17 protein-coding genes are annotated in these 21,112 nt (G+C 39.9%); 8 read left to right on the forward strand and 9 right to left on the reverse strand.

Annotated elements, in window-relative coordinates; all coding sequences use genetic code 11:
* The 5 genes from KSK55_RS16215 to KSK55_RS16235 are packed head-to-tail and all read right to left on the reverse strand — an operon-like array spanning position 1 to position 4,288.
* Complete coding sequence (locus KSK55_RS16215) at positions 1–1,056, reverse strand: V-type ATP synthase subunit C (RefSeq protein WP_218607696.1); 1,056 nt, start codon at positions 1,054–1,056, stop codon at positions 1–3.
* A gap of 18 nt (positions 1,057–1,074) precedes the next feature.
* Positions 1,075–1,650, reverse strand: coding sequence for a V-type ATP synthase subunit E family protein (locus KSK55_RS16220; RefSeq protein ID WP_214421209.1), 576 nt, complete (start codon positions 1,648–1,650; stop codon positions 1,075–1,077).
* Between the two features lie 14 nt (positions 1,651–1,664).
* Complete coding sequence (locus tag KSK55_RS16225) at positions 1,665–1,922, reverse strand: ATPase (protein WP_214421210.1); 258 nt, start codon at positions 1,920–1,922, stop codon at positions 1,665–1,667.
* A gap of 25 nt (positions 1,923–1,947) precedes the next feature.
* The gene (locus tag KSK55_RS16230; RefSeq protein WP_214421211.1) at positions 1,948–3,972 is read right to left on the reverse strand and encodes a V-type ATP synthase subunit I; all 2,025 of its coding nucleotides are present in this window, start codon (positions 3,970–3,972) and stop codon (positions 1,948–1,950) included.
* The gene (locus KSK55_RS16235) at positions 3,959–4,288 is read right to left on the reverse strand and encodes a V-type ATP synthase subunit E family protein (RefSeq protein WP_109941103.1); all 330 of its coding nucleotides are present in this window, start codon (positions 4,286–4,288) and stop codon (positions 3,959–3,961) included. The genes KSK55_RS16230 and KSK55_RS16235 overlap by 14 nt, the downstream gene beginning before the upstream one ends.
* 197 nt (positions 4,289–4,485) lie before the next feature.
* Here KSK55_RS16235 and KSK55_RS16240 point away from each other — a divergent pair, with 197 nt between their 5' ends.
* A complete protein-coding gene (locus KSK55_RS16240) occupies positions 4,486–6,066 on the forward strand; it encodes a methyl-accepting chemotaxis protein (protein ID WP_218607697.1) in 1,581 nt (526 codons plus the stop codon).
* Between the two features lie 162 nt (positions 6,067–6,228).
* Positions 6,229–8,328 carry a coiled-coil domain-containing protein gene (locus tag KSK55_RS16245; RefSeq protein WP_218607698.1) on the forward strand — a complete coding sequence of 700 codons (2,100 nt, stop codon included), beginning with the start codon at positions 6,229–6,231 and terminating at the stop codon, positions 8,326–8,328.
* 31 nt (positions 8,329–8,359) lie between these two features.
* On the opposite strand, the gene KSK55_RS16250 is transcribed toward KSK55_RS16245, so the two are convergent.
* Entirely contained in the window at positions 8,360–10,285 is a 1,926-nt protein-coding gene (locus KSK55_RS16250; protein ID WP_218607699.1) for a type II secretion system F family protein, read from the reverse strand.
* On the reverse strand, positions 10,282–12,204 hold the full coding sequence (locus tag KSK55_RS16255) for a type II/IV secretion system ATPase subunit (RefSeq protein ID WP_218607700.1): 1,923 nt from the start codon (positions 12,202–12,204) through the stop codon (positions 10,282–10,284). Before KSK55_RS16255 ends, KSK55_RS16250 begins: the two co-directional genes overlap by 4 nt.
* Before the next feature lie 239 nt (positions 12,205–12,443).
* Here KSK55_RS16255 and KSK55_RS16260 point away from each other — a divergent pair, with 239 nt between their 5' ends.
* From KSK55_RS16260 to KSK55_RS16275, 4 genes are all read left to right on the forward strand, one after another.
* Entirely contained in the window at positions 12,444–13,280 is an 837-nt protein-coding gene (locus KSK55_RS16260; RefSeq protein ID WP_214421216.1) for an RAD55 family ATPase, read from the forward strand.
* On the forward strand, positions 13,277–13,990 hold the full coding sequence (locus tag KSK55_RS16265) for a KaiC domain-containing protein (protein WP_218607701.1): 714 nt from the start codon (positions 13,277–13,279) through the stop codon (positions 13,988–13,990). The genes KSK55_RS16260 and KSK55_RS16265 overlap by 4 nt, the downstream gene beginning before the upstream one ends.
* A gap of 137 nt (positions 13,991–14,127) precedes the next feature.
* Complete coding sequence (locus KSK55_RS16270) at positions 14,128–15,204, forward strand: TIGR04013 family B12-binding domain/radical SAM domain-containing protein (protein WP_306127824.1); 1,077 nt, start codon at positions 14,128–14,130, stop codon at positions 15,202–15,204.
* A gap of 6 nt (positions 15,205–15,210) precedes the next feature.
* Complete coding sequence (locus KSK55_RS16275) at positions 15,211–15,852, forward strand: metallophosphoesterase family protein (protein WP_214421219.1); 642 nt, start codon at positions 15,211–15,213, stop codon at positions 15,850–15,852.
* On the opposite strand, the gene cyaB is transcribed toward KSK55_RS16275, so the two are convergent.
* On the reverse strand, positions 15,842–16,369 hold the full coding sequence (cyaB, locus tag KSK55_RS16280) for a class IV adenylate cyclase (protein WP_214421220.1): 528 nt from the start codon (positions 16,367–16,369) through the stop codon (positions 15,842–15,844). The two genes, KSK55_RS16275 and cyaB, sit on opposite strands and share 11 nt — an antisense overlap.
* A 50-nt stretch (positions 16,370–16,419) precedes the next feature.
* Between cyaB and KSK55_RS16285 the strand changes: the two genes are divergently transcribed.
* A complete protein-coding gene (locus tag KSK55_RS16285; RefSeq protein WP_218607703.1) occupies positions 16,420–17,103 on the forward strand; it encodes an FKBP-type peptidyl-prolyl cis-trans isomerase in 684 nt (227 codons plus the stop codon).
* Between the two features lie 4 nt (positions 17,104–17,107).
* On the opposite strand, the gene KSK55_RS16290 is transcribed toward KSK55_RS16285, so the two are convergent.
* Positions 17,108–17,569 carry a peptidylprolyl isomerase gene (locus KSK55_RS16290; RefSeq protein ID WP_214421222.1) on the reverse strand — a complete coding sequence of 154 codons (462 nt, stop codon included), beginning with the start codon at positions 17,567–17,569 and terminating at the stop codon, positions 17,108–17,110.
* A gap of 257 nt (positions 17,570–17,826) precedes the next feature.
* Here KSK55_RS16290 and KSK55_RS16295 point away from each other — a divergent pair, with 257 nt between their 5' ends.
* The gene (locus KSK55_RS16295; protein ID WP_218607704.1) at positions 17,827–21,003 is read left to right on the forward strand and encodes a PKD domain-containing protein; all 3,177 of its coding nucleotides are present in this window, start codon (positions 17,827–17,829) and stop codon (positions 21,001–21,003) included.
* Positions 21,004–21,112 lie beyond the last annotated feature (109 nt).

Below are 21,112 nucleotides of genomic sequence, written 5' to 3' on the forward strand. Positions count from 1 at the left end.
TTATATCACCAGATATTTTGCGATGGTATCACCGGCAAGTCGGGATTCTTTTCCACGGGCTATGGCTCTCAGGTTGAAAACCTCGTATTTTTTCTTTTCAAGATACACGAGGATGGGATGAATAGAGAACGGATTAATTTTGGAGAGTTGCTCCATATGGTCAAGCTGTGTTTTGGTAAGTTCAGCATCGACCTCCTGTTCTGACTTTTCTGTTCTCATATCTTCCAGAGCAACCTGAATTGCCTTTGCCTTTATCCGTGCGAGAAGGGCATCAATGACTTCATTCCTGCTTGTCATCTGATTCATTTGCTGTAGCTCTTCAGGGCTGAATGAGGCTCCGGGGATGAAAAATTCACGAGCATCTTCTTCATATCCGTCGCCTCTCATCCGAAAGAGCGTCTTGATGTTCTTCACATCAATCTCAAGCTGAACAAATTTCAGGAACTGGTTTCCACCCTTCACTCCTCTCCGGGCAATCTGGAGGAGATCTGCGTATAACCGCTTGTAGAGCTCGTTTTCAAGTCGGGCAAATGAACCGATGGCACATCCATCAGAAAGTTCTGTAGAAAGTGTCGGATACATCTTCCAGCTCTTCAGGGCATCTGCAACCCGCTCGCAGTTTTCTTCTGCCAGAACCCGGTCAAGGATAGTCCGGTCAAGGCTTCCGGCAGGAATGAGTACTTCCTTGATCTTTCCTTCCTTCATACCCTGCATCTTCCCACGCAGAATGGTCAGGATATTATAGATATCCCACCGGCGAAGGTATGCCATGGTGAATTCCTTGAGAGATCCGGGGGCAAGTTCAATAACCCGCTGATATTCTTTGGCAAGATTCCAGGAGAGAGCGACTTCAATCAGATCGATTCCTTCAAAGGAAGTTCCGAGCTCATCGACCTCTTTCTGGTACTCTGTCTCTCCAATCAGACGAATAATCTCCGGAAGACTCATGTTGAGCATCCGCTGATATTCTTCAGGGGGGAGCAGTTTGGCCTTCCTGACCCGTAACCGTGTACTGACATAGATATACGGAGCCGGGCCGCCACTGTTCTGAACCATTTCTTATACCCCTGTGATTTACGCGAAGAGAGAGTCTGATGCGTCCTTTAATCCTGATTCCCAAACCTGGTTCAGGAATGTACGATAACTGTAATCGACCTGCAGTTGTCCGTCATCGCTTTCCACGATGATACCCCCGTCGGTTTCGATGACAGAACCGAATGTATATGCAGAGAATTCGGACTCTTTTAGGACTTTTTTGAGGATTTTTTCATCACGTACTGCGCAGCTGACCTTACCCTTTGGGATCTCTTCCTTTGCCTTTTTCAGCAGGGAAGTGATCGCCTCTTCATGGAAGGATTCTGGCATTGCGGTGATTTTATCAAGCGCTTGCTTGTACACCTGATCCATTAAATCCTTCTGGGCGTTCAGAACCTGACGCTTTACGATTAAATGTGCTGCTGCTTCCTCCTGGGAAATGATGTGGGAGAGGTTCTTCTCCACTTCATCCTTGACAGTGAGCTGAATCTTTTCGACTTCCTGTCTGGCAGCATTCATTATTTCATCCTTGCGTGCGGAACCTTCGTTTACAATGGTATCCGCTTCATTTCGTCCTTTTTCCTTTATCTCTGCGATGACTGCGTCCAGTCCCATAGTCTTTTCCTCACTCACTGGAACATGAGAAGGAGTGCAACGACAAGACCGAAAATGACGATAGTCTCCGGCAGAACGGTAAAGAGGAGTGCAAGACCGAACATGTCTTTGTTTTCTGCAACAGCTCCCATTGCTGCTGCTCCGATACCCATTTCACCAAGTCCGGAACCGACACCTGCAAGGCCTACTGCGAGACCTGCACCGACTGCCTTAAGTCCTGCTGCTGATGCTGTTGCTGCTGCCACTTCTACTGCTAATGCTTCTGCTGCCATAATTCAAACTCCATTAATTTTATTTTTACTCTGTCTGTTTAGTCAGTTTACGAATCATCCCGAATGGGGTGTATTTCTTTCCTCCACCACGGTAAAATTTGGTGAAGAACTCAACATAGTGAAGACGAAGGGGATGTAATCCACCGCCAAGGATACCAAGTGCAGTATTTAGCGCATGACCAAAGAGGAAGACTACAATTCCTACAATGACCAGGATAATCCCTATCGGTGATAAGAGCTTCAGCTGGGGGCTGATGATCATATCAATAGCGATAAAGTTGGTAACCATTGCGATTGCAACGGAAGAAAGTCCGACTGCGATAAGACGTGTGTATGAAAGCACATGACTGATAATCGTCGGAACCTCCATGAGATCCAGAACATTTTCCCGTGCGATAAAGACCAGTCCAAGAATAAGCATGACGGCGCCTGCAATCATGGCAGGATTCACACCGGCTGCAAGATCTGGTAACTGGGAAAAGTCCGGCATCATGGGTATAGGGAAATTCGACCAGATAAGGACAAGGATACCCCACATAACCAGAATCCATCCAATGTTTGAATAAATCTTCAGGGTTCGGTGGTGACCATGATCCATTTTTGCAGCATTCCGTGCACCCCAAATTCTACCAAGGGTGATGTGAAGAATACCGATCCAGATCGAAAGAACCAGTAGCTGTGGAATATGTGATACATGTTCTACAGAAGCTTCCATTCCATGAGTTGCTGCTTCAGCAGCTGCATGACTTGCTGCTCCGCCCATATTGATGTGACGAGAGAGCCAGATAGGCTGCCATGGAAGTGAAAAGCCAAAAATTTCTGAGAATGCAACTCCGAATATAATACTACTGATACTACAATTGCGAAGAACAGTTACAAGTTGGGTTCCAGCTTCACTGCCTTTCACAAATGACCGGAGACCCAGGCTCATGATGAGCAGAATAACACCGTAACCAACATCTCCAAGGATAAGTCCGAACATTATCGGGAATAATATCGCCATTAAAAGAGTCGGATCTACTTCGGTGTATCTGGGCCGTGAATACAGGTCCATGAATAACTGGGTCGGGTGTGCAAAGTCCGGGTTGTGGTATTCAACCGGCGGCATTTCATTGTAGTCTTCAACTTCAAGTTCTGAGACATACACTTTCCCTGCACAGGCCTTGTCCAGGTTTTCAAAAACCTTGGTAACTTTACTCGTCGGAACCCATCCGGTGACGGCAAACGCATGCTCTGATGTTGCAAACCGAAGTGGTGCTTCAGCCTGCTCAACATTACCAGATAAGAATTCTTCTGATGACATCAGGAAAAATTCATGTTTGCCACGGATAGTTTCCATCTGACGTTCGAGATCTGCGATTTCTTTTTTTAGTTCCTCAATTTTCAGCTCATATTCATGGATAACCTGGGAAGCTGAGCCTGTTTCTTGTGGAATCTGTACTTTTTGAATTTGAAAATCAAGCAGTTCTCTTTCTACCGTTGAAACGTCTGAGTTTTTCACTGCCAAAATTACGAAGGAACCAGTTTTTGACTGCTTTTCCCATTGTTCACAGGGAACTGACAGATTTACTGCTCCTTTAACATTTCCGGCAATGAAACTGATGGTATCATAACCCTGCAGAAGTTCCATTGGTACAGGGGCATCAATAAAGGGATGAAGTGCTTCGATTCGCTGTTCATACTCCTTGACTGTTGACTCAAGTTTGGTCTTTTTAGTCAGAAGTTTTTCAACATCTTCTGCGATAGCAGGAAGATCCTGCTCAACACGTTTTTTTAGTTCGTTGATTGAAGAGCGTTCTGTATCACTAATCGTATCTTTACTGATACCAAATGCACTCGCAATTGATCGAATTTTCACAAGTGCCGCGGATGTGACATCTGCCCCGGGAAGAGGCATTCCAATCCTGAATCCTTCCCACTCACCATCTCCTTTCTCGACATAATCGTCAATATGGAAGATGTTCATGCGATAGAGTTCAGTAATGACTGGCTCGAGTTGCTGTTTTGATGCGACGATGAGCAGTCTGCTCATTGACTCAGGTTGAAACATTGAGCTGCTCCCGGAATCGTGATACGAGCAGGTCTACTGCTTTTGGCAGATTTTGCCGCCCTTTGTTTTCCAGAGCCATTGCTTCAGCCTTTCCATCACTGACAATCCGCTGATACCGGTTATCAGCCTCTTTCCGTGCATCTGCAATCCGCTGTTTTTTGAACTCTTCAGCGTCGGCATGAGCCTTCTGAATCATGTTGTCTGCTTCAAGTTCGGCACTGGTTGTAATTGTTTTGCGCTTTTCCTGTGCCTCTGAAATCATCTTTTTGTAGTCTTCTTCTGCAAGTCTGATATCCTTCAAGACCTCAATTTTCATCCAACCCTCCTCTCATTGATGGTACATTACTAAAGTGGACAGTCATCAGTATATTTGTTATTGTTTTACTCCCGAAAGAGAATCAAAGAATAAGGATAGATTTTTAGCGAAAATGCATATTGTGGGAAACTGGTTCCAACATATATTAATAGGGTATTGTGATGAGATAATGGTAAGAATACCCGAGGTACAAAGAGATGGAATTATCATTGGAGATCTCTTCAATAACAGAACAAATACGTAATGGAAGATTTAACGTCAGAATAAGTACCTCAAACCGTACGGATGGAAATGAGGATCTCGCACAGTCAATCAATACGATGCTGGATCTCTACCAACAGGAGCTCCAAAGGGTTCAGGACGAATCTACTAAACAAATTTCACAACTGAAAGAATCTCAAAAAAAATCCACAGAGTCAATTCAGGAAATTGCGAACATTTTTTCCCGTTTGGCAGATGGAGAGAGTGGTGGAGTTTTTCGTCATGCAATAGTTGACAAAACCAGTTCCCTGAATCAACCGATAGAGGAACTTTTTTCAGCATACAACCGGGTAAATACGGCAATCCAATCTATTGAAACCGATATTTCACGAGTTACAAAAGAAATTGGGGAGGGTAATCTTGTCATTGCTCTTGATACCTCAACTCATACAGGGATATATAAGCGTATTAGAGAAAGTACTCTTTCTTTAATTGATACTTTCAAAATTCCGACGATAGAAGCGATGAGAGTATGTTCTTTGTATGCTTCCTATGATTTTTCTGCCCGGTTTTTAGATACTGTTATAGTAAAAGGGGATTGGCTGAAATTTAAGAATTTCATTAATACCATAGGAATTCAGGTACATGATGCCTTCCGTTCTATAAATCAGCAGATCATGGAGTTGTCTGCGAATGTAGAGCAGGCAAATGCAAGTGTCCAGGAAGTAGCGCTGAGTTCAGATCAGGTTGCGAAAAATTCCAGTGCTGTATCTCAAAACACTGAACAAAGTGATGCGGGTGTCAGACAGGTTCTTCGAGCTATGGAAGATCTATCTGTAACTGTTGGAGATGTCTCTCAAAAGGCAGATTCTGTCTCGCGCCTGGCTCATGAAGGAACCGATATGGCACGGGAAGGATCAGAGTTTGCGAAAAAAGCTGAACACGGGATGGGTCTGATTATCACAAGTGCAGAAGAAGCTGATCATTTAATTGGTGATATTCAGGGTGAAATGAAAAAAATAAATGAAATTGTCCGGCTTATTACGGATATTGCGAACCAGACCAATCTACTTGCATTAAATGCTGCAATTGAAGCCGCACGGGCAGGCGAGATGGGGAGGGGCTTTGCTGTTGTAGCTTCCGAAGTAAAAGCATTGGCACTGGAATCACGCCAATCTGCTGAAAAGATTACTGATATGATAAGTAACCTTCAAAAGCAATCTCAAAAAGCAGCGAACGCGGTAAGTGGTGCAACAACAGCAGTTCGTGATGGAAATGTACTCCTTTCTGACACACTAACAGTTTTTGGTCGTCTTGCGGGATCTGTTGAAGAGATATCAATGAATATTGAACAGGTTGCAAGTATGAATGAAGAACAGGCTGCTGCTGTAGAAGAAATTACCAGTAGTATGCATGAAGTTTCAGCAATGCTTAAGGACACAGCACATGAAGCGGTCGATTCTGCTCGTGCTACAAATGAGGCATCTGCTTCAGTTCAACAACTCAAAGTTATTGTTGATCAGGTAGCAGGAATTGCGGAACAGATATCTATCTCAATGTCCCGGTTTACTCTTTAATTTTTTCGCGCATATTTTTAACAAAAAACCATCAATCATTTTCTGTTTTATATTCTCTCAAGTTGCGAGGAGATTTTTTTGAAACTTAATTAGATCCTTTTATCAGCTTTCTCAGAAATCTATTATAAACGGGGTTTATTCCATGGGCTTGTGGGGGGCTGTATGGATTTAGCAGAGTCTATCTTAAATGAACTTATTACGCTTCAAAAGAAAAATGAAGAGCTGCTTGCAATTATTAGCAGGCTTGAACATGAGTCTGATGTTATCATAAGGCAATTTGAAGAGAAAATTTCGGATTTAAATAAAAATCTAAAAAAAGCTCAAGAATTGTCTGCTAAATCTGAAAAAAAATATGAAATGATCTTTCGAGAAAAAAACCGTGATCTGGAAAATTATTCGAAAGAAAAACACGATCTTGAGGAGTCATATCATACAAAAATTTCTGATCTGGAATCTCTTCTACACCAACAAACTGCAATAATCGCAGAAAAAAATGAAGAGTTTCGTAATCTTCTAGAATTAAAAGAAAAACAGGAACAATCTTTTTCAGATCTTTCCGCCGAGATGCATGCACATCTTACTGCGTTGACTGATCAGATGCAATCCGAACAAAAAAGTGCTGAAATTAAGATCAATACATTACGTCTGGATTATGATACTGCCCTTTTGGAAACAAAAGATATCCTCTCTAGAAAAGAGAAAGAACTTCGCACTCTGGCTGACAATCTCAAAAAAAGAATTGATACTGATAAAAAGGCAAAAATTGAGTGGGATAGAGAGCGATCTAAATACCAACGTACATTAAAAGAATTGCAAACCTCTCTAGATACCCAATTATTAAAAAATCGGGCTTTGCAGACTCAATATGAAGAGGAAAAAGATAAAAAGTCCCAAATTATTGATAGTCTAAACATAACTATATCCGAACTTCAGACAGAAAATGACAACCTGACAAATGAATTAAAACGAAAAGTTGCAGAATTTGAGAAAGAAATAGTTCAAATAAGGTCAGAATCTGATCTTCACATTTTAACATTGGAAAAAGAGAAATCTTCTTTATCTGAAGAAATCCAGGATCAAAAGACGATAAATGAAGATCTCACGAAAGAAAATAGTGAACTATTCGCACTTTCTGAACAATTGAATTCTGATGTGATTCAGAAAGATAGCCGTATTGCTCTTATTTCTGATCAGATTATACAACTTCAGTCAGAAAAGGATAGTTTCATTTCGGATTTACAGAATATTATAACTCAAAAAGATGAGTATATTTCTGAAAAATCCCTTCGAATATCTGACCTGGAATCTGAATTATTAGTACGAGAAAATCAATATAGAGATTTAGAGATTTCGCATGATGTTGCAAGTAAAGATTATCAGGAACAGATCTCGAACTTAAAAACCAATTTACAAACAAAAGAAAATTTTTATCAGAAAGAAGTATCTGCTCTTTCTAGTCAGGTGGAAGACACTGAGCAACTATTAGAAGAGACCATAAGACAGAGGGATCAACGAGAGCAGGAATTCCGGGATGAAATCTCCTATCTTCATGAGGAACTCATTCGAAGAAATGAAGAGTGGAAAGAGAAACTGGAATCCGGAGCACGAGATCTCGCAGAAAGAGATCGTCACATAAGTCTGATAAGTGGAAACAATGAAGCTCTACGGGCTGAACTTGAACGTGTACGGTCGCGACTTATAATGCTTGAAAAAACTATCCGCGAGGATAATGAAGAGCCAGTTCATGCACTGTACCGTCAGATCCAAAATCTTTCTGCCAAACTTGCCGGAAAAGAGTCGGAAAATTCTGTTTTGGCCTCTCGGATTATTCGTCTGGATACTGAAAATACCAGATTGGTTCAACTCCTTGCTGAAGGTGATTTGAAAGAGGTATCATATGGTAATGCTGAAAAGAGTAATCCGCGACAAATTCATGATAAACCATTAATTCCTACTAATTCTGAGATTGCAGGACACCTCTCTAATCTTGATGATCCACTACATGCGATGGAGGCTGCAGCGTCTATCCTTCAGTATGGTTCACAGGTAACTGACATGCTTATTCCTTTATTATATCGCGGTACTCTGAACCGGCGTGCATGGATTGCGGTCCTCTTGTATGAATTAAATGATCCAAAAGCAACAAAACCACTATCTGATCTTCTGGAAGCATCTGAAAGTGGGCTCCGAGAGCTTATCTGGGATACCAGGCTTCGGTTCAGGGAATGGCGGAGGTCAGGTACCGTTTCCTCTATGGTCTGATCTCGTATTTCATCTTCTATCTAAAATTTTATCAGAACATGAAATTAAAGGCAATTAGTGCACCAATTATGAGGATGCAACTGTGTTTTACTCCTGCTTTTATCGATGACTCACCCATGAGACCGGCAACAAGCCCTGAACACAGCCCCTGAATCAGGCAAATATGGTATAATAACCGATCCATGGTGATAAGGGAAGTAGAGCCAAGATTAGCCAGGGGTCCTGCCATTGCTAACCCTGATTTACTTTGTTCTGCTAAAACGGTCAGAAATTGTGTTGTGATAACCCCTATCACAAAAATGAAAACAAAGAAAGACAGATAGACGATAGCTGTGTAAATGAACATCTCAGAAAAACGATCCCGTTTTAAGTTTTCTGATATTCGTGCATCATTTGCAGCAATTCTTAATAATGAAGCGATTGAGTTACTCATCGTTGCAGCTTTAGTAATCAGAGTGACTGTCCGGGCAATTAATCCTGTCTTAATCCTGTGCTCAAACCGGATAAGGGCATCTGAAAAATTCGCACCCCATTCAATATCACGATGAATCTTTTTTATCTCATATCCAAGAACTCCCATATTGGCCCTAGATATCACAGCAATAGACTGTGTCAGGGTAATTCCTACTTCATTAATTCCAGCCATCCGGTCAAGGAAATCTGGAATCATTGCTTCTATGGATCTGACTATCTGGTTCCATCTGGTGTAAAAAAAGGCAAATGGAATAAGTGCAATAAGAAGCGCAATCATCACCTGATCATCGAGATAATTAATTGTATCCTCTAGTGTTCCGATTGGAATGGTTAGAAAAAAATAACTGGCATATATCACTGCTGCGGGCACACTGAAAATGAAAGTGAGTTCTGGTCTCTGAATAAATCCCTGCAGTGGATTTGAGAGCCATTGTTTGAGCGGTTGTAGTTTTTCAAATTTTGCCAGGGCAGAAAACAGATGTTCTTCATTCCCACTTTCTGAAATTCTGACATCAGAGTACTGGTTAAGCCATTTTGCTCTGACATAGGTAACTACATTCTCATCCTTTATGGAGATTGTATCGATCATGAGAATAAATATTGTGGCTCCAATAGGGAGGACGGCGTATCCAATAAGTGAAAGTTCGAGTATTGCCGATGATCCCATCATTCCCATCACCACGAGAATGACGATGAGAAAAAGAGGCCCTGCAATAAAAATTGTTACATAAATTTCAGCAACTAATCCAAGAAACTGGAGAAACTCTTTTTGTTCAAATTTTACTTCTTCCTGTAGATTCATTACCCGGTCTTTTAAAAAATCAGATAGATTTCCTCCGCTTTCAACCGTTGAAATAAGATCCTGCAGAAAATCACGAAGTTTTGAACTGGGGGTGGTTTCACTGAGTCTCTTTAAAGCATTAATGATATCATATCCAAAGAAATCAGCATCACGAACAGCCTGACGAAATTCATAGGATACTTCACCATAAATTGCTGACATCTCGGAAATGGATCGGAGTATAGTAATTATCTCAGCCCCTCCTTTCCTCATTGCATACATATATGATACAGCATTTGGAAGACCGATGGTGATTTTTGTTTCTCGCCCCTTTTTTGTAAGGGCTGGAATCATGATATATGTCCAATATCCGACTATTGCACCAATAATGGTCAGAACAGTACCAAGGAGAATCTGAATAAGGATAATAATTGGAAGATTACCTGTTTCTGGATCAAAAGAGATATTTAATACATTATAGAGTTCCGGTTTTAAACCAAAATTCAGAGAAAAGAGTGCATATCCTGTTATCACTCCAATTAATCCAAAAATCAGTCCGGTCAAGATCCCGACCATGAGTGCCTGGTTTAAAAATTGTTCCAGCGTCTTCCCAGACCTGATCCCTATTAAATCATTGTGAATGTCGCCATATTTTTTGGGATTTTTATAAACTAACCAGGTAACAATCCGTGATGTGATCATGATACCAGTGCTTTCAGGTCACTCAGATTATCCATTACATTCTTTTTGTCAATATAATATGCCTGAATTATTTTTGTAAATGTTACATAATCCCGAATATTCTGGTTTTTAATCGACTCAAGAACCATTTTTCTACGGTCCATTTCATCAACCAGTTTATCAGGGCCCCATCCATGAAAAGCTGCAATTTCTCCTAAAACCTGGGAACGACCTGTATAATTGAAGTCATCTGCGATAGGATCATATTCAAAAACAGTATTCACCATAATGTTACCGGTGGCAGGATCTATTCCCGCAATTTCAACAATTTCATCACACCGGCGAACACGATCAGGACCCATCTGTATTTGTTTTTGAATACTTAAAATGTTTAATGCCTGGAGCATGTTTCGTGGAACATTTAATGGTTCGTTTTCAAGACGATGAATAGCAGCATCTACACTTCCGGCATGCATCGTTGAAAATGTTGTATGTCCGGTGTTCATTGCCTGGAACAATGTCTGTGCTTCATGACCACGAACCTCTCCTACAAGAATATATTCAGGACGCTGTCTCATCGCTGCTTTGAGGAGCATAAACATATCCACATGAGCACCTCCTCCTTCGGAAATTATTTCTCTTGTGACACTTGCAATCCAGTTATCATGAAAAAGAGTGAGCTCTCGAGTATCTTCAATAGAAATAACTTTAGCGAGGGGGGGAATAAATAAAGAGACAGCATTTAAAGAGGTCGTCTTTCCAGATGCTGTCCCGCCAATAAATACTAGGCTCATGTTATTCTCAATTGAAAGCCAGAAATAGACAAGCATCTCTTCATTAAATGTGTGCAGGTCCATCAGATCAACTGGGGTAAACGGAGTTTCCCTAAATTTTCTAATGGTAAAAGATGTTCCCCTGGATGTCACTTCTGATCCAAACGTCAGTTGAAGTCGAGATCCATCTGGCATCGTGGCATCGATGATCGGATTAGCTGAAGAGATATGTTTTCCTGATCGCTGAGCAAGGGTAATTGCCAGAGATATCAGGGAATTTTTATCAAATGAAATATTTGTTTTAATGTTTTGTTCCTTTCGGTGAAACAGAAAGATTGGAACATCGTCCCCATCACATGAAATGTCTTCAATGAGGGGATCAATCATGAGTGCATTGATTCGTCCCCAACCAAGATAATTTCTAAGAAGGTAATATTCGATCTTAAATAGAGATCTTGTATTCAGGTCTATACCATAATACTCAATGAGCTCTATGGCCTTCGATATGAGGAGCGTTTTTCTTTCAATCCCTAATTCTTCATCGGTTAGTATCAAAACATCTCTGAGATCTTCATGAATCCTTTCAAGTAATTCATATTCAAATGGGGTTAATTCTGGTTCATAAAGAAGATATTCATGAAGTTTTGTTTTGCCATTGTGAGCAATAACAACTCGTGCTAATCCGGGCTCTACCCAGTATTCCTGTTTTGATTCGTAATGGAGAGGAAGTTGGATATCAAGAAGGTTACCATGTTTTTCAAAATTATATTCTTCAAATTTCTTTTTTCTAGTCAGACTAAGTTTTTTTAAGAGTTTTCTTTCATAACCTGGATCAGTGCTCTCTTTTTCAGTTTTAAATGTTCCTTTTAAATCTTCATCAAAAACCGTTATTTCTTCTTTCTTTTTTCCAGAGTCATATTTTATTCGGGTAATGCCAGACTCATTTTTATCAGATAATTCTTTCTTTTCAGGTTTAATTGTTATTTGAGAAATTTTTGTAATATCTGGAGTTTTTGCAGACTTTTTTTGGAGCGGGTTTTGCTCATCGCTAAAATCTCTACTACGTCTTCCGATTTTACCAATTTTAATATTTGGAACTTTTATTCGGATACTATGGCGCTTTTTTTTCTTTTCTTCTGATTTATTATATTGATCAGATTTTTCCATCTAAACCCCACCAGAAACCGATAACAAACATATGGTTTCATCAGGTATCAGTTGAGTATCATATGACATCATAGGTTAAAAATAATAACAATTTTCACCTTGTATAAGAAGGGAATATTCTATTACTATCCATAACCGAATAACAATCTGCACGAGAAGAAATAATTTATAGGATAGTTTCTGATACAAAGGATTAATTTGTTATTGAAGATGAAATACAACTATCTAGTTTTTTAATAATGACCGGCGGAAAATTCGAATATTATATGCCAACCGGATTGTCAACCCTTGATCCGGTTTTTGGTGGAGGAATCCCTCCAGGTTCTGTAATTTTACTGAAAGGTGATATTGGTTCTGGTAAAAATGAATTTGCTTACAGTTCAATGATAAATTTGTCTCATCTTCTCAATCAGGGAAACCCGGGTGAAAAGGTTCTGGTGCCAAAAGAGATCAGGTATATCACGGTAACAAAACGAAAAGAATCCATTCTTCGTGAAATTTCTCAGTCTTTTCATGAAGATCTGCTTTCCAATATTGATAAAATAAGATTTGATGATTTATCGGATATTTATTTTGACACAAGTCTGGTGCCAATCAGTTGGTATTCGGAATATGATGACATCATTGAACGAATGACAATGCGTCGGAAAATTCACGACAATTTGTTGACAACTCTCTCCTTCACTCTAGATGAAATGCCTGAACAAAGCATGGTTATTCTGGATTCTTTGACAGAGATAGCAACGCAATACATTGCTGCTGGAAAGTGGCCTGATCTTTCAGCATACTTAAGAGGGATGCAGCGTGTATCGAAAAAATGGAATACCACTTTTTATTTAATTCTGACCAAGGGTATCCTAAGCCCATATCAGGAGATTGAAGTAGCAGATGCGATGGATGCTGTGATTCATTTCAGGTGGGAAGAATCATCAAGTGCAAAAAGACAAAGGGTCCTTTATATTGAAAAATTCCGTGGGGTCATGATTCATCTTGAAGATCGTGATCTTGTGAAATTCGCTGTTAAGATTACTTCAGAACGTGGTTTTGAAGTCATTAACATCAGGGTAGTGATATGAAAGCACCTTTGGCAAAGATTCACCGGTTGGGATTTGGAATCAAAGGCCTGGATGAGATGCTATCCGGAGGATTGATTGAAGGAACTGTTTCTGCTATTATTGGTGCATATGGTACCGGAAAGACTAATTTCGCCCAGTACTTTATTTGGGAGGGTTTGAAACAGGGACAAAATGCATTGTATATTACACTTGAAGAAAGGACTTCACGTATCCTGAATTATATGGAGAATAAAGGTTGGGATGTGTCTGCATTTTTAGACACAAGTTTTACTATTGTAAATCTGGATCCTTCTGATTTTAATCTGGCAATAAATAGTGTAAAAAATGAACTCCCCACTCTTATTAAAAAAACCGGAGCTCACCGGGTTGTCATTGATCCAATCTCTCTTTTTGAAGACCTATTTCATGATGATGCAACTCGCCGAAGGGAAATGATGCGGTTCTTAGAGAGTATTCGTGATCTTAATTGCACATCTCTTTTAATTAGCGAAGCAGATAAAACGAATTCATTTATTAGTAAATACAATCTGATAGAATACCTGAGTGACACGGTGATTTTGCTAAAATATGCACGTGGTAGTGATTCAACTGATGTCCATCTAGCAATTGAGGTTGTGAAAATGCGTATGTCACAACATTCCAGGGAAGTAAAACCATTTGAAATCCATCAGGATTCAGTAATTGTATATACAGAAGCAACAGTTTTTTAGTTGTTCATTCATTTTGTAACTGATAGAGGAAATAAATTCTTGATCTGATCTCTCTAATCTGTTTAGTTCATTTTGTTGTGTATCAGGATAATCAAATGAGGATCTGTTGGAGAACGATACCGAGTCAACGCAATAGCATGGCTTGTTTGCATGTTGCTTGTGAGAGGGCAGGTTATCATCTGAATTTCGTAACAAGGCCTGAAGAGGATGTTACTCTGTATAGTCTCAACTCCATTACCGGTCATTTATATATTGAAGAAATTCAGAATGCAGATGCAATTACCATAATTGGTGGCCCTCATGCGTCTGCACGATGGAAAGACCTGGTTTCTGTTGCAGACTATGTAGTGGTGGGTGAGGGAGAATATACTGTCCCGCGTTTGTTAGAGAGTATAGAAAAAAACATGCCTCTACCTCCCGGAGTTGCCACATCCTCTTTCTATAAACCGGTAGATCATACTGTATACCTTGATGGAAATCCAAGTTTTGGAGAGTATAAAGGGTATATAGAAATTTCTCGTGGGTGTCCATATGGCTGTACTTATTGTCAGACACCTAGGATTTTCGGTAGATGTATGCGTCATAGAAGTATCTCTTCGATTGTTAATCTCGCGAAATCTTTCCGGGATATCAGGTTTTTAAGTCCGAATGCATTAGCTTATGGTACTGATGGCATTCATCCCGACATCCGCCATATCAGTTCTCTATTAAAAGAATTGGCGAAATTGCCAGAAAAGAAGGTATTTCTAGGAACTTTCCCTGGAGAGATCAGACCCGAGTTTGTCACAGAAGATGCCATTGCACTAATTTCCCGGTATTGTTCAAATACAAAAGTGCATATTGGGGCTCAATCCGGTGCAGATAGTACATTAAAAAAGATCCATAGAGGTCATTCACTTACAAAAGTTTGGGATGCTATTTATGCATGCACAGATGCCGGGCTTACCCCGATTGTAGATATTATTGTTGGATTTCCTGATGAAACAGACGAGGAGCTGCTTGAGACTGTTTCATTGTGCCATGAGGTTTCCAAGATCGGGTATGTACATGCTCACAGGTTTTTTCCACTTCCTGGAACCCCTCTGGAGAGAGGTACATCCCGTGATCTGATCCCGGAGGTGGTGTCAACCCTGGGATCTCTTGCATTATCAGGCAGATTGACAGGATCATGGAACAATCCTGAGATAAGATTTTTTAGCAAAATTCCCAAGTAATAACGTATGTTGAAAGCGCTCCTGCTTGCAGATCTGCACGGAGAATACGGGATGCTTGAATCCTTCATGGAATTAGCGCCCGATGTCGTCTTCATCGCAGGGGATATCACCAATATGGGAACTGCAAAGGATGTTGAGACCTGTTTTTCCCGGATCGATGTCCCGAGTTTTTCGGTTCCCGGAAATTGTGATCCTAAGGAGGTTGTTGATGCACTTGAACAGAGTAACAGTGTCAACCTCCATGGTTCGTACATGAACCTGGGCCGGATATCTCTGGTTGGTATTGGAGGATCCAATCCTACACCATTTGGTACTCCGTTTGAAATGACAGATAAACAGATCGACGATCTGATGAAGATTTCAATGGAGAGGATGCAGAAGAGTATACATAATGTCCTGATCAGCCATGCTCCCCCACAGGGATACCTGGATGAGATCGGTGGCAACCATGTTGGAAGTGCCAGCGTTCAGAAGTATATGGATAAGTTTGACCTTATCTGTTGTGCTCACGTTCATGAACAACGTGGTATTGTAGAAGAAGGTGGCATTAAGGTGGTTAATCCTGGTCCGGCTGCCATGGGCAACTGTGCCATGATCCACTTTGGTGATGAGGCAAAAGACATTGAAGTAAAATTACTTAATGTTTAGATAAGAGGAGTTCTAGATAGGAGATGCTTATTCTATCTCCGACAACTCCTAATTTTTCAGCTAAATTGTCTACTCGTATTGCCGCATTTTTTGCATCATTTTCAGTAATTAACTCGATTTCAATAAACTCTCCTAAGTCATCCACCTTATCGAGAGCAATTGAAAAATCCTGATATGTATAGTATTCCCGAAGTTTTCTTACTCGTGCAACCGGTTTAAATCCAAGATTGCGTAAAATAGTATCAAATGTTTCTGATTTATCCAGGTGGACGTTATGTTCTTCCCGGATTTTTGAGCCCATCAGGGTATTTTTAGGCCCTTTATATGTAAGTATGGTTTTTCCACCTGCACTCCGTACACGAAGCGCTTCATCTGTTACTCCAAAATCACGATGAGGGGCATTATAATAGAGGTCTTCTTCAACTACTGTTTCCGAATGTTTTCCTCCAATAGAAAGAATACGGTTTTTTATTTCGTCAATATTGATAACTTTGACTTTTATTTCAATCTCAAGCATATACACTATCCTTTATCTATCTTGTTTGCCACTTACTTAAGGAATCAGGAATGTCAATACAAGAAGGCGACTTTATCCGGCTGAACTTTACCGGATATGCAAATGGAATACTTTTTGATACAACCGACGAACAGAAAGCCCGCGAAGCTGGTGTTTTTGATGAGCAGCGGGACTATACTCCTAAGGTTGTATGTGCCGGAAAGCGACAGATAATACTCGGTATTGATGAAGCTATTATTGGGAAAGAACCCGGTTTTGAAGAGACTATCGAAGTTTCACCAGAAAAAGGATTTGGTGAACATGAACAGGAATTACTTCGTTCCTATGAGAAAAAGTCTTTTTCTAAAAAACCAGAACGGGGAATGCGAGTTACCATACCTGAAGCAGGAACAGGAACTGTTGTAAATGTTATTGGAAACCGGGTTATTGTTGATTTTAATCATCCTCTTGCCGGACAGACACTTACGTATACATACCGAATCGAGGGAATGGTCGAAAGCGCGACTGAGAAGGTTTCAGGTCTTATCAAACTGTTTTCAGGGTATGATATGGAAGTAGAACTGGAAGGTACAACTGCGAGAGTGAAACTGCCGCCAGGTATCTATTATGCAAGCAGAAACTGGTTAAGCATGAAACCGTACATCACCAATTCAATCTTTGATGATGTTGCGGATATTGAAGAAATTCAGTATATCGAGACTTATAAAAATACCAAAAAAGAGTCTGAAGAATAATTATTCAGACGATTGTAGCCTTAAGGATGACAACATCCTCTTTCGGCTTATCAAATCGATCTCTTTTTACTTTAGATATCGCATCAACAACATCCAAGCCTTCCACCACTTTCCCAAAGACCGGATGTTTTGGATCCAGGTAGTTATTGTTCACAACATTGATGAAGAACTGACTGCCACCTGTGTTCGGGCCGCAGTTAGCCATAGAGAGCGTGCCGCGATCATTCCGATTGTTCTTGCCAAATTCATCCTTAATAGTATAACCCGGCCCTCCGGTTCCTTTCCCTTCAGGACAACCGGCCTGAACCATAAAACCATCAATCACCCGGTGAAAAATTATCCCATCATAAAATCCTTTTTCAACGAGTTTTTTAAAATTTCCCGCAGTAATTGGTTTATCTTCTGCTAACTCGATGAGAATGTCCCCCATGGATGTGGTCATTTTCACCCGTACTGGCTCTGCCATATAGTACTAATGGAATGTTTTTACAGAAAATTACTTCCCTCTTAAGCATAGGTTTGTGATTTCTGTGGTTGTGTTTTATATGGATCAGCGAACGTGAGAGATGATAAAATATGAATATATTTATAATATGTGAAGAATATGATCTTCTATATATCAAGAGCTGGTTCTGGTAATTGGGTTTCAGGTTAAAAATGACGTCAGGTGTTGATCTGATAACTCATGAGGGACTGGCTTATCCACGTGGGGAGTGTTAAGGAATGAAAAAAGTAATGCCAAGAAACCTGAAATGGGTTCCGGTAATTTTATTATTTCTCGTAATTGTGGGAATAACTGTTGCTGATGATATCGGCATATTAGCATATGGCGATATAAAAATAAAATTGGTGTCTGAAAATTTTACCGAAAGCCCTGATGGTTCTTTCTATAGGGATGTATCTCAAGGAGCAGTGTCAGACAATTATACTGCAGTCGATTTAGGGGGCACATATACTCCGGATAGATATGATTGGAACTTGTCTCGAGGGACGGGAGGAATTGTGAAAAAAGTAGATAGCTCACCAGATAATTATTTCACATATACATATAATACTCCTGGTTGGTACCTCTTAACGGTCACTGCAAGCAATTCAACTCATACAGGAGCTCTTCAGACAATTTCTAAAAATGTTTATGCTCAGAATCCAATAAAAAGTGAATGGTCCAATTTTTCTGCAACAAATTTATCTCAATCCAAATTTGGTAGTCCCTGGGAATATGTGTTTAACGCAACATACGATTCTGATGGTGGGAAACCGGATTATGTGAATTATAATTTTGGGGATGGAACAATTTTAAATAACCAGCCTTTACAGAAAAATCATACATTTCCAAATGAATTGTCGAAAACATACACTGTTACTCTAACTGCAAAGAATCTGACTCATGACAAGGTATTTTCAGATAATATTACGAATATTCCCTTTAAACCGTTACCTTCCCCTCTGATTTCCTGTAATGTAACCAATTTTACATCAAAAACAAGTCTTGTTGAAAAAGATGGGGTACTGTATGCCCCTGCTCCTCATAAAGTAAACTTTACATCCAGTTCCAGTTGGCCGTATGCTTCTTTGTATCCTCCATATAATGCAGGTGACTGGTATTATATCTGGAAATTAAATGGCAATCAAATAAATTCACCATATACAAAAAATGAAATAAATTACACCTATACAATAATAAACCCGGGAACATACAATCTGGAACATCGGGTTTGTTTGAACCTAACTCCTGATACCATTAAAGGACAAGTTACCAATATCACAACGAAAAAAATAACTGTGTATAAACCCATTGTAGCCAATTTCACAAGTTCTACAGTAAATTGTCCGACGTTCCCCGTCATATATACATTTAAGGATACTTCAACTGGCAGTAAAATTGATAGTTGGTATTGGGATTTTGGTGACCAGAAGAATCTAACCACTACAGCAAATACGGTAACACATGAATATTCCACTCCTGGATCCTATGCTGTAAATATGACTGCAAGAAATTCCACCTATGGGATTAGTCCATATAAACTAAACAATGTCGAAGTGAGAGGTTTGTATGCAAATTTCACCTCGACGCCGGTTCATCCAATAATTCGGGTAGATCCAGTAACTTTGAAAAATATACCAATTGATGTTGATTTTACTTCTACAAGTGAAGGGGCTGCAGGAGTTACAAAAACCTATTTATGGGAATTTGAAACCGCTGAAAAATCAGTCATAAATAAATTAGGTCAAAATGCAAAGATGACTTATTATGAGGGTGGTCTATACAACGTTTCATTAACGGTAACCTATACTTCGGGAACATGTAAAGGGACATCCAATAAGATTACTCGTCAATTATTAATTGATGAAGATTTAGTTGCAGATTTCAAATATAACCAGATCATGGGTACATATCCATATGAAATTGAATTTTTGGATAATTCAACAGATTCTCCATCAGTATGGTTATGGGAATTCTATGATAAAAGTGGCAAACTGGTCCCACCAACGGTCACAACTCAAAACACAAAGAGAACTTATACAGAGACCGGGTCGTACAAGGTGAATTTGTCTGTTGAAAGAGACACTGGAGACTATAGTACTGTATCAAAAATGATCCATGTTTCGGAGAACATCCAGGCAAAATTCGAAGCAAATAAAACAAAAGGGGTCTCTCCGTTAGTAGTAAAATTCACTGATGAATCCATTCCTGCTGACAGTATTAATAAATGGCTCTGGAATTTTGATGATGGATCAACAAACGCAACACAAAATCCAGAACATAAATTCACCCTTCCTGCTGGTATCGCCCAGAAGCAATTTAATGTGAATTTAACAGTCACAAACCAAAGCACTGGTGCATCAAACAGTGTTATTAAAAAGATAGATGTAATTCAGCCTCTTGTTGCAGATTTCACTCCGAAAGGAAAAGTTCCAACTGATTTGGCTCAAGGGGTACAGTTTTATAATCAGTCTACTGGTAATGTGACTGGATTTTTATGGAATTTTGATGATGGAAATACCTCTACTCAGAAAAATCCGCTAAATAAATTCCCGAGCTATGGTGTTTATAATGTCAGTTTGACAGTCAGTAACACGTATTATGGGACAGCCAACACGACCCGAAACATTGTAAATATTACAGATAAAAGTTCACCAAAAGCAGATTTCACTGCAGAACCAACAACAGTCAACACTCAAGATTCGGTTGTCTTTACATCTCATGTCCAGGGGCCTGATATTCAGTCATATTATTGGGACTTTGGTGATGGTCAGACTTCCACTGGAACGAACCCCTCTCATAAGTATCAGTACCCGGGTAAATACACTGTAACACTTAAAGTCACTAATCCATTTGGAGATGATACTGCAATTAAAACGGATTATATCAGTGTTCGAGGGTTAATCCCCAGTTTCATGACAGTACCTCCTGGTTGGGCTGTTGTTAATACTCCTGTCACATTTATCGACACCTCAAAAGGAAGTCCGGTCCAGTGGAATTGGAACTTTGGAGATGGAACTCTTGATACTCCTCCAACAGGCATCACGACTCATACCTATACAAACATTGGAACATATACCGTGAATCTGACCGTTACAAATTGGCAACCGATCACTGCAACAACATCTCAACAGATAACGATAGTAAATAAAACAGTCCCACAAGGAGTAGATTTTGAAGTTCCAGAACAACAGTATAGCGGAAAAGCACCATTAGAAGTTCAGTTTGAAGATACTACTCCACCACAATCAAATGTTGTCGAATGGTTCTGGGAATTTGGAGATGGAACAAACTCCTTTGAGCAGGCACCGAAACATAAATATGAAAAACCAGGGCAATATTCAGTTACCTTGACTGTGCGCAATGATGCAGGAACTAACGAAAAGAGACGTGTTGCATACGTAGTTGTCGTATAAGCAATTTCTTTAAAATCCCTTTTTTTGAGAAATATTTAAAAAAATATAATTTTTCTTCGATATACCTGATATCTTTTTTCGTTCGACAAATCAGTAACTATTCCTGATG

The sequence above is a fragment of the Methanospirillum hungatei genome (genome assembly GCF_019263745.1).
Classification (GTDB): Archaea; Halobacteriota; Methanomicrobia; order Methanomicrobiales; family Methanospirillaceae; genus Methanospirillum; species Methanospirillum purgamenti.

Coding starts and splice junctions, on each gene's coding strand:
- KSK55_RS16215 (WP_218607696.1), bottom strand. CDS start 1,056: ATGGTTCAGAACAGTGGCGGCCCGGCTCCGTATATCTATGTCAGTACA.
- KSK55_RS16220 (WP_214421209.1), bottom strand. CDS start 1,650: ATGGGACTGGACGCAGTCATCGCAGAGATAAAGGAAAAAGGACGAAAT.
- KSK55_RS16225 (WP_214421210.1), bottom strand. CDS start 1,922: ATGGCAGCAGAAGCATTAGCAGTAGAAGTGGCAGCAGCAACAGCATCA.
- KSK55_RS16230 (WP_214421211.1), bottom strand. CDS start 3,972: ATGTTTCAACCTGAGTCAATGAGCAGACTGCTCATCGTCGCATCAAAA.
- KSK55_RS16235 (WP_109941103.1), bottom strand. CDS start 4,288: ATGAAAATTGAGGTCTTGAAGGATATCAGACTTGCAGAAGAAGACTAC.
- KSK55_RS16240 (WP_218607697.1), top strand. CDS start 4,486: ATGGAATTATCATTGGAGATCTCTTCAATAACAGAACAAATACGTAAT.
- KSK55_RS16245 (WP_218607698.1), top strand. CDS start 6,229: ATGGATTTAGCAGAGTCTATCTTAAATGAACTTATTACGCTTCAAAAG.
- KSK55_RS16250 (WP_218607699.1), bottom strand. CDS start 10,285: ATGATCACATCACGGATTGTTACCTGGTTAGTTTATAAAAATCCCAAA.
- KSK55_RS16255 (WP_218607700.1), bottom strand. CDS start 12,204: ATGGAAAAATCTGATCAATATAATAAATCAGAAGAAAAGAAAAAAAAG.
- KSK55_RS16260 (WP_214421216.1), top strand. CDS start 12,444: ATGACCGGCGGAAAATTCGAATATTATATGCCAACCGGATTGTCAACC.
- KSK55_RS16265 (WP_218607701.1), top strand. CDS start 13,277: ATGAAAGCACCTTTGGCAAAGATTCACCGGTTGGGATTTGGAATCAAA.
- KSK55_RS16270 (WP_306127824.1), top strand. CDS start 14,128: ATGGCTTGTTTGCATGTTGCTTGTGAGAGGGCAGGTTATCATCTGAAT.
- KSK55_RS16275 (WP_214421219.1), top strand. CDS start 15,211: ATGTTGAAAGCGCTCCTGCTTGCAGATCTGCACGGAGAATACGGGATG.
- cyaB (WP_214421220.1), bottom strand. CDS start 16,369: ATGCTTGAGATTGAAATAAAAGTCAAAGTTATCAATATTGACGAAATA.
- KSK55_RS16285 (WP_218607703.1), top strand. CDS start 16,420: ATGTCAATACAAGAAGGCGACTTTATCCGGCTGAACTTTACCGGATAT.
- KSK55_RS16290 (WP_214421222.1), bottom strand. CDS start 17,569: ATGGCAGAGCCAGTACGGGTGAAAATGACCACATCCATGGGGGACATT.
- KSK55_RS16295 (WP_218607704.1), top strand. CDS start 17,827: ATGAAAAAAGTAATGCCAAGAAACCTGAAATGGGTTCCGGTAATTTTA.